Consider the following 9249-nt stretch of genomic DNA (forward strand, 5'->3'; position numbering starts at 1 on the left):
TTTTTGTATTAAATAAACATCAGACTATCTCTAAAAGTCTCTCAGGTAATTATTTATAGGTTTTTAAATTTAGATTTGAATCGGCGATTGGCGCTGAGAATACTTGAAAGTTACAGGTTACTAAACCGTCACATGCTATACCAAACTCTTCGGATGGAAGTTCAACCACCTCTATTTCAAATGCCGACTCAATATAATCAAAGATAGTATGGAATGAAGAATCGGAAAGCCAAAGACCAATGACATAAGTACCTGATTTTAAATGTAGTTTTTCAATGTTTAATTGAACTATATTTTCGCCCTGCTGAAGGGATATTATTTGTCCCAGCGATACAATATCTGCATTTACCAACTTTATACCAAAATGGTTATACACAACAACTGCAAGACTTCCAATATTTCTTGAGGAATCTGATTCAATATTCAGTAGAAATTCAAGTTCACCATTTGAATAAGCATTAAAAGAAATATCTTTTTTTGAACTCCTATATTTAACAGAGATAAAACGAGCCTGTCCATTGCCATTTCGAGTTACATTACTTAAATTTATCCACTCGTTCGGTAAAGCTTGATAAGAATAAGAGTTACTAGATAAATATTGAGTTATCACACTGTTTGTATTATCGTAATTAATTAGCTGCCCCTTATTTAGTAACAAACATTTAGAACATAGCCGTTGAATTGCTTCAATATTATGACTTACAAATATAACTGTTCGAGCTTGATCGTTGGATACTTCCTGCATTTTGCCAAGACATTTTTTCTGAAAATTTGCATCTCCAACTGCTAAAACTTCATCCACAATCAAAACATCTGGCTCTAAATGTGCCGCAACCGAAAATGCGAGGCGTACATACATCCCAGAAGAGTAGCGTTTAACAGGCGTATCTAAAAATTTTTCAATCTCTGCAAAATCAACAATTTCATCAAACTTGCGTTTGATATGTTGCCGTTCCATGCCCAAAATCGCGCCATTGAGGTAAATATTTTCCCGCCCCGTTAACTCAGGATGAAAACCTGTCCCCACCTCTAGCAAACTCGCCACTCGCCCCGTAATCTCAATACTGCCATGAGTAGGTTCCGTGATCCGGCTCAAAAGCTTCAGCAGCGTCGATTTGCCCGCTCCATTCCGCCCAAGAATTCCAACCCGATCGCCCTGCTTAATCTCAAACGACAGATCCTTGACTGCCCAAAATTCCTCACGATTCGAGTTTTGCGTTTTGCGTTTTGCGTTTTGATTAAAGGGGTTCAACGTCTTCGCAATCGATTTCGCCCCATCCACCATCACATCGCGCAACGCCTTATAGCGATATCCTTCCTGCTGATGGCTCAACACATAGCTCTTACTTAAGTTTTCAACCTTAATCACCGTATCTGCCATATATCCTCCAACCTCTGCTAACAACTCTGGAACCCTGCACCTAAATAATGTCCGCAAACTTGCGCTCCATCCGTCGGAAATAGTAAATCCCGGTAATCAGTACTAAGATGACTAACCCCACGGACAAGAGAAATCCGGGTAAATAAATAGCAAAGTCTTTACCCAAAATTGCCCACCGGAACCCATCAATCACACCTACCATTGGATTTAATGAGTAAAGCAGTCGCCACTGTTCCGGCACCACGCTACTACTAAAACCCACCGGCGAGATATAGAGTCCAAACTGCACAAGAAACGGCACAATATACCGAAAATCACGATATTCCACGTTTAATGCTGCCAGCCATAACCCCGCCCCGATCGCCGCTGCAAATGCGATCGCAATAAACAATGGCAGCGTTAAAATTCGCCAATCCGGCACAAAGTTATACCACGCCATAAAGCCCAACAGGATGATCGCAGAAATCATAAAATCCACAAAACTCACAATCACCGCACTCGTTGGCACAATCAAACGCGGAAAATAAACTTTAGAAATTAAATTAGAATTACTAATTAAGCTATTACTACACTCACTCAAGGCATTGGAAAAGAACTGCCAAGGTAACATCGCCGAAAACACCACAATCGGGTAAGGCGCACCTGCCGACGGTGCCTTGAGTAAAACCCCAAATACCAGCGTAAACACCATCGTTGTTAAAAAAGGCCGCAGTAATGCCCAAGCCAGACCGATCGCCGTTTGCTTATAGCGCACCAAGATGTCTCGCCAAGCCAGGAAGTAAAACAACTCCCGATATTTCCAGATATCCTGCCAATACTGCTGCTCGATTCGCCCTGCCTTAATCACTAATTTCTGCCGAGGCTCGAGCGTCTGTTTTCTCATCATGAAAATACACCTATCTCCAGAGTTAACCTATAGTCAAGTCAATAAATAAACTTCATCAAGCTCTTATCCCAGGCAAATTTATCTGACTCAAAGCAGACCTTTTTCCACCATCAGACCCCCTAGAGTGATAGTAACCAGACGCCTTCTCAGCAGTAACCCCATTTACCACCATTCCTAAAACACGCGATCGCGCTTGCTCTAGCATGAGTTTCGTACTCTTAGCAACAGCACGGTCAAGCACTCCAGGATGTACAACTAGCAATATCCCATCTGCCATCTTGCCTAGCATGAGTGCATCACCAAACAAACTCAAGGCAGGAGTATCAATAATCACACAATCATAGTCTTTGACTGCCTCTTGAATTAACAAAGCCATACGCTGCGAATCTAGCAATGCTGAGGGTTTCGAGTTGATGGTCCCAGCCGTTAATAAATCCAAGTTAACTAATACTTCTTGGGTGGCGTTGCGAAACTCTGCTTGACCAACTAAAACATTACTTAGTCCGACAGGGTTAGATAGTTTCCAGATTTCCTGTTGAGAGGAGTGACGCATATCCGCATCTACTAATAGGATTCTGCGCCCCATATGTGCCTGAGCTACTGCCAAATTTGCAGCTACAAATGATTTACCTTCACCTGGAGCTGAACTAACTACGGCAATTACTTTTAGTGGTCGATCGGAGATAGTAAAATCCAGGTTCGTCTGAAGCATCTCAAAGGCTGAACTTGCTTCCGAATATGAATTATCTTTGACTGCTACGACTAAACCTTCCCCACTGTTTTTAGCTTTTTGAGCCAAATGAGGAATCGTACCGAGTAAAGAGTAACCTAATAACTGCTGGGCTTGCTCAAGAGTTTTGAGGGATCGATCCATAGCTTCTAAGATCAAAGCTACCCCTACACCCAGCAAAATTCCCAAAAATCCACCCAGCGCTAGTTGAAAGGCAATTTTGGAAGGAACAGCTTGTTTAGGAAGTAAAGCCGCAGATATTACTCTGGCATTACCAACATTCTGATTTACTACTACATCGACTTCTTGCGATCGCTTTAGCAGTTCTTCATAAGTAGATGTAGCAACTTGCAACTGTCGCTCTAGCTGTTGCTGTTTTTCTTGCAGTTGAGGTAAAACACTCAATCGTCTTTGAGAAAGTGTGTATGCATTCTGCAAAACTGTAATTCGGTTAGCTAATGCTGAACGTTCTACATCTGACTGTACCAGTTGGGCCACTAGGGTCTGCTTGAGTTCTCCCATCCCTAAATTCTGGGCTGGTACAGATTTTTCTCTATCTGCATTCTCAAAAATTCGCCTCTCTAGCTGCTTTTTGAGGGCTGCTTCTTTTGCTAACAAATTAGCGATCGCAGGATGTTTGTCTGTATAGCGAGTCTTTTCTACTGCTAACTGGTTTTGCACCTGTTGGTATTGTGTTAATACCTCCTGCACAGCTTTTGATTGACTTAAATTCCCCATATCCACAGCTTGCTGCGAATTCAATCTCAATTGACGTTGCAGAAGTTGTGAGCGAGTCTCAGCATCCGTTAAGTTTGCCTGGGTTTGGGTAATCTGGTCTGATAAATTCGCAAGTTTGTCCACTCCTTTTGTTGCTTCTTGTTCTAAAGCGATTACCCGATTTCCTTCTTTAAATCGACGCAAAGCTGTTTCCGATCTGGCTACCCTTGCTTCAACTTCAGGCAATTGCTTGCGTAAAAACTTCTTTGCCACTGTCGCTTGGGCTTGGTTGATGGCAATATTGTTCTCCAGGTAATATTTCATCAGCGAATTCACAACATCTGCGGCTTCTTTTGGATTGCTGCTGCTGTACGAAATTGCCAAAATATCTGTACCCCGAACACTCTTAATTTTGACTTGTTTGACAAACTCATTTATTTCCAAGGGTGTTCCTTGCTTATCTACCAACCTGAGACTAGCAATAGTTTTTTCAACTATTGGATTAGAACGAATAACCTCTGCTTCTGTATCCAACGGACTGTTGAGTTCAGTCACACTTCTCAACTCCCCAACTTGCGCTGAGGGATTTGTCAGCGAAGAAACGCGGTCAGTTTTACTGAAAAGCAACTTACCTTCTGCTTCATAAATTGGCTTTTGCCTGATAGCATTTAAAGCTGAAAGCCCAAAAATAGAGGCAGTAACCGCAGCTATAATTAGCCAACGCCTTTTCAGAAGTAGCGAGTATTGCTGCAAATCTAAGGAGTTTTGGTCTTCTTGGTTAGAGGGCATGGAGTATGTTACGAATACCTGAAATTGTTTTTACTAATTTTGCTTCACAATTTTGGTAGTCCAAGATAGTCATTTGGACATAATTAGGATTAATTACTAATTATCTGTATAAAAAATCATAATACAATTGCCCGTATTCTCTCAAGTGTTTACTTTTTATTAGATTTCCTTAGATTTATCCCAGAAATATTATCTGAATGTCAAGGTGTTTTTAATTTTTTTTCTATAACTTTAGATTATATTGAAAAGCATTTATTTCCACTCATTAAGTAGAAGGAGGTAAATATTTGTAGTTGAGATCGGGTAGGAGGTAGAAGGCAAGATATAGAAGAGAAGAAGCTTTGAGCCTCATTTATCTTTGTTAACATGATTATGTTTTTTTCCACCCACTTACTTCCTTTATATTAATTTACTAACAGCATTTCAACAGCTTGTATAAGATTTTTTGTTATTTTGTTACTCTGTAAACACTTACTTTAGCAGTAAATATACGCTAATAAATAAATTAAATATAAAGTTCAGATTGACTACACTCATGGCATAATGCAAATGTCAAAACAACAACCTTGAAGCCGTAGTGTAGTTAGTACAGCCAATGCAAGTTAGGATGTATATCCTACAGATATGCTATACCGACGCACAGATAGTTCCCCTCCTAGTTTGTAATACCTAATCTCCAATTTCTTTGACAAACAGAGCATACGAAAATTTATTGTTTTTGTATGCTTTGGCACAATACGGCCAGTCTTTAATATTCCCTTCTTTGAATCTCTTGCTGGTTTTAACGAAGAAATCGATATCAGGATACTGAAGAATAATAGAAACCAATGACTTCCACAAGTTATGTTAGTTTACCTACCAATACTAGGCTGCCAAATATAGTCCGCAGCCTACCGATACTGCTTTTGTTAGGGGATATTTTTGGGTTGCTAATTTGTTTAGCGATCGCACAATGGTTGCGTTTAGATCAACCCTTACATTGGCTAAATCCGTTGCCTTATACATTTGTCTGCATGATACTTGCAGCATTTTATTTAGCAGATGCTTACCATCCAGATCGGCAAATTTCAGGTTTAAGAGCGCCCGCTCGAATTATTATTTGTAGCATTGCGATCGCATTCTTTATTTCTGCCCTAATTTACTTGTCAGGTATTGCCCAACAGAATCCGGTAACGTGGCGGAGTGTCTTTTTACCTAGCTTAGGAATCTTTACTATCTGGGCAATAATATTGCGCGTGGTAGCAGTGAGATGGGTGCGATCGCACGCTCTGAAAAGCCGTTGGTTAATACTAGGAGGCGGGGATAATGCGATCAAATTTGCACAAAAATTGCTAGGACTGAATCCTTTAGGGAAATTGACTGTTCTAGCAGAGGAAAACCAAAAAACTATAGACTTACCAAAAAGAAATCTGAGTCATCAGGGAAGCCTGAGGGATTTGTCGCAATGGAGTCAAGAATCCTGGTCTGGGGTAATAGTTACAGCCCAGATAAACTTTTCCAAATCTCAAGCACAACAGTTAATGCAGATGCGGTTGCGAGGCATTCCGGTTTATACATTGCCAGATGTTTACGAAACATTTTGGTATAAACTACCTTCGTCGCTGTTACAAGACAAATGGTTGGCTTTTAGTGATGGTTTTAACCTAATGCCTGGTTACTTCAGTATGAAACTGAAGCGAGCTGTCGATATCATCTTGATACTCTTTTTACTAGTATTAGTTGCACCACTTCTGTTGTTGGTTGCATTACTAGTTAGGCTAGATAGCCCTGGCCCAGTATTGTACAGTCAGCAGCGAAGTGGGTTACACGGTAAACCATTTAGAGTTTATAAATTTCGCTCTATGTATCAGGATGCAGAAAAGTTGGGGGCGCAGTGGGCTAGTCAACGCGATTCACGAATCACCAGAGTCGGATACTGGCTACGTTTGTTGCGTATTGATGAATTACCTCAAATATGGAACGTCTTACGGGGTGAAATGAGTCTGATTGGGCCTCGTCCAGAACGACCAGAATTTGATGTCAAACTCAAAGAAGCGATTCCCTACTATGAAGTTCGCTATTTGGTCAAACCTGGAATTACAGGCTGGGCACAGGTTATGTATCCCTATGGAGCATCCATAGAAGATGCTTACGAAAAGCTTTCATACGATCTGTACTACATCAAAAATTATTCCATTTGGTTGGATTTAGCGATCGCCTTCAAAACGATTCGAGTTGTTTTGTTAGGTAAAGGTAGATAAGGAAAAAGAAATGAAAAAGAAAATATTGGTAACTGGCGGTGCTGGTTACATTGGCTCCCATGTAGTTCGTCAACTAGGAGAAGCTGGTTATGATGTCGTGGTCTACGACAACTGCTCTACAAGTTCACCAGCATCAGTACTACACGGGAAACTAATTATTGGCGATTTAGTAGACAGTGGGCATCTTTATCAAGTTTTTGCCCAGCATAAATTCAGCGCAGTTTTGCACTTTGCCGCTAGTCTGATTGTTCCAGAATCAGTAGCTCATCCCCTCGACTACTACGCCAACAACACCCGCAACACCTTAAATTTGCTGCGTTGCTGTAGCGTTATGGGTGTTAACAAGTTCATTTTTTCCAGCACAGCCGCAGTCTATGGGGAAGTAAAAGACAATCCTGTTACTGAGTCGAATCCTACACACCCCATTAATCCTTACGGACGTTCAAAGTTGATGAGTGAGTGGCTGATCCAGGACTATGCAGCAGTATCTGCGCTAAACTACGTAATTTTACGTTACTTTAATGTAGCAGGTTCTGAACCAAGTGGACTATTAGGGCAAATGTCACCGAATGCCACTCACTTAATTCGAGCTGCTTGTGATGCAGCACTCAAGCGCAAGCCAGAAGTCCGAATTTTTGGTACTGATTTTCCTACGCCCGACGGAACCGCAATTCGAGACTATATCCATGTTGAAGATTTGGCGACTGCTCACTTAGATGCTTTGGATTACTTAGAAAAAGGAGGGGAAAGCCAAATTTTCAACTGCGGTTATGGGCAAGGATACAGCGTGCGACAAGTTATTGAAAGAGTCAAGGCTATTTCTGGTGTAGATTTTCCCGTGATTGCCGCACCACGTCGTCCAGGCGATCCTGCCTGTGTTGCAGCTTGTGCTGATAAAATCTATAGGGTTTTGGGTTGGCAACCAAAACACAATGATTTAGACGAGATTATCAACACAACCATTGCTTGGGAAAAACACAAGAGTAATTTGGCAAGCCAAAGGTATATAAATATGGTGTACGCATAATTAGAACTGTGACACCAAATTAACCTTGTTCCTAGAATTTAGATAATGTGAATTCGACGGCTCATATAGTGTCCCTATAATTGACTCAATCAAAAAATTTCTTAGAGGTTTTACTACACAAAACCGTCCCTCTTGGAATTGGAGAAGCACAGACTTTAACTTTAATTCAAGGCAGAGAGAGGTTCGTCGAACTTACGTTGATATAGGCATTATCTTTAAATAAAGGCACGCAATTGCTGATGTTAAAGGTGGCGGATAGTTCAACATCTGACTCAAAACCTTTTTCAATCAACTCTTTACCCGAACTGCATTTTTTCAAGTACCCCAATAAATCCTGCTGGAAAGCCTGAAATGTTGTTACAGCAACTTCGGCTTCTGGTGATAGACTGCCATCTAAATAACTGAGAATTGCCCCAGCACCAATTAAATCTTCAAATGCAGGGCGGAGGCTAGCATCTTCTTTCCACCTCTCACCGGCAGGAATTACAGCGATTTTGTCGCCATACTTTTGAGCAAACTGCGCTACAGCTTGGCAATTTCGCAAGCAGCCAGCCAAAGTTGGTGTATTTCCTGTATGTAATGTCAGAAAAGAACCATTAGGTGATGGTAAAACTAGTCTGGTTCCAGCAGGAATTTCAGCTACCGATTTTGGCGAGAGAGAATATCCAGTTGTAGTCCAACGTTGTCTATGACTTGCCAATTCTGCTTGTACTGACTTGGCATAATCTATGGCTGATTCATCTCTATATGCGTAGGGAAAAATTATCGCGCCGTTGTTGGTGGCAATTTCTACGCAGGTAGAAAAAGAGAGAACGTCAACTATCACAACTACATCACTGATGGGAGCAAGTTGAGCAACTCCTTGCGATCCCCATTCACAGCGTAAATTAAACTCTGATTGGTTGTAAATCATTGGTGCGATCGCAAAAGACAATATGATAAAAATCAAACCATAGATAAGTAAGGCAGTGTAAATTTTTAAAGGTTTGTAGTCATCTACGAAACGCTACGCTAACACGTACAAAATCTCAAGTTAGCAGTAAGTAGGTCAGCAGTTATAATCAATATAAAACTTCAAGGTTAAAAATATTATGAATTTAACTGTAACAACTTATCCTAACAATACTGTACCCAAGTTAAATTATGATGTGCTGATTGAAAATCAACCAGATGGTACAGTTAAAGCAACATTGCTGGGTTTACCAGACTGTCAAGGTTTAGGAAACACAGAAACAGAAGCAATAGAAAAACTGAGTCAAAGTTTGCAACATCGTTTAGAATCTGCCAAGATAGTCACTTTAGCAATTGAAGTACCCCAAATAGTAGAAAACCCTTGGTTAAAAATAGCTGGTAAATATAAAGATGATTCGCAATTTGATCAAATCCCGGATTTCTCACAAAGAGATAAAAAAAGGGGGTCAAAAACTGCGAAAATGTATATATGATAAGCATTTCAGCAGTTATAAAGCATGACCCCGA

7 protein-coding genes are annotated in these 9249 nt (G+C 40.7%); 3 read left to right on the forward strand and 4 right to left on the reverse strand.

What is annotated here, in order from left to right:
• Positions 1-49 precede the first annotated feature (49 nt).
• From V7K53_RS01785 to V7K53_RS01795, 3 genes are read right to left on the reverse strand one after another with little or no spacing between them, the layout of a single operon-like run.
• Entirely contained in the window at positions 50-1381 is a 1332-nt protein-coding gene (locus V7K53_RS01785) for an ABC transporter ATP-binding protein (RefSeq protein WP_335195961.1), read from the reverse strand.
• A 40-nt stretch (positions 1382-1421) separates the two neighbouring features.
• Entirely contained in the window at positions 1422-2264 is an 843-nt protein-coding gene (locus V7K53_RS01790; RefSeq protein WP_335180285.1) for an ABC transporter permease, read from the reverse strand.
• Between the two features lie 58 nt (positions 2265-2322).
• Positions 2323-4503: a GumC family protein gene (locus V7K53_RS01795; RefSeq protein ID WP_335195962.1), complete on the reverse strand. Its 2181-nt coding sequence runs from the start codon at positions 4501-4503 to the stop codon at positions 2323-2325.
• Between the two features lie 827 nt (positions 4504-5330).
• Here V7K53_RS01795 and V7K53_RS01800 point away from each other — a divergent pair.
• Together V7K53_RS01800 and galE are read left to right on the forward strand one after the other, a co-directional pair.
• Positions 5331-6743 (forward strand): sugar transferase, encoded by a 1413-nt coding sequence (locus tag V7K53_RS01800; RefSeq protein ID WP_335195963.1) that lies wholly within the window; start codon positions 5331-5333, stop codon positions 6741-6743.
• A gap of 10 nt (positions 6744-6753) precedes the next feature.
• Positions 6754-7770: a UDP-glucose 4-epimerase GalE gene (gene galE / locus V7K53_RS01805; protein WP_335195964.1), complete on the forward strand. Its 1017-nt coding sequence runs from the start codon at positions 6754-6756 to the stop codon at positions 7768-7770.
• A gap of 166 nt (positions 7771-7936) precedes the next feature.
• Here galE and V7K53_RS01810 read toward each other — a convergent pair whose 3' ends face one another.
• A complete protein-coding gene (locus V7K53_RS01810; RefSeq protein WP_335195965.1) occupies positions 7937-8719 on the reverse strand; it encodes a 2-phosphosulfolactate phosphatase in 783 nt (260 codons plus the stop codon).
• 142 nt (positions 8720-8861) lie between these two features.
• Here V7K53_RS01810 and V7K53_RS01815 point away from each other — a divergent pair, with 142 nt between their 5' ends.
• Positions 8862-9215 (forward strand): type II toxin-antitoxin system HicB family antitoxin, encoded by a 354-nt coding sequence (locus V7K53_RS01815; protein ID WP_335195966.1) that lies wholly within the window; start codon positions 8862-8864, stop codon positions 9213-9215.
• The last annotated feature ends 34 nt before the right edge of the window (positions 9216-9249 follow it).

It is taken from the genome of Nostoc sp. (genome assembly GCF_036917355.1).
In the GTDB taxonomy this organism is placed as follows: domain Bacteria; phylum Cyanobacteriota; class Cyanobacteriia; order Cyanobacteriales; family Nostocaceae; genus Nostoc.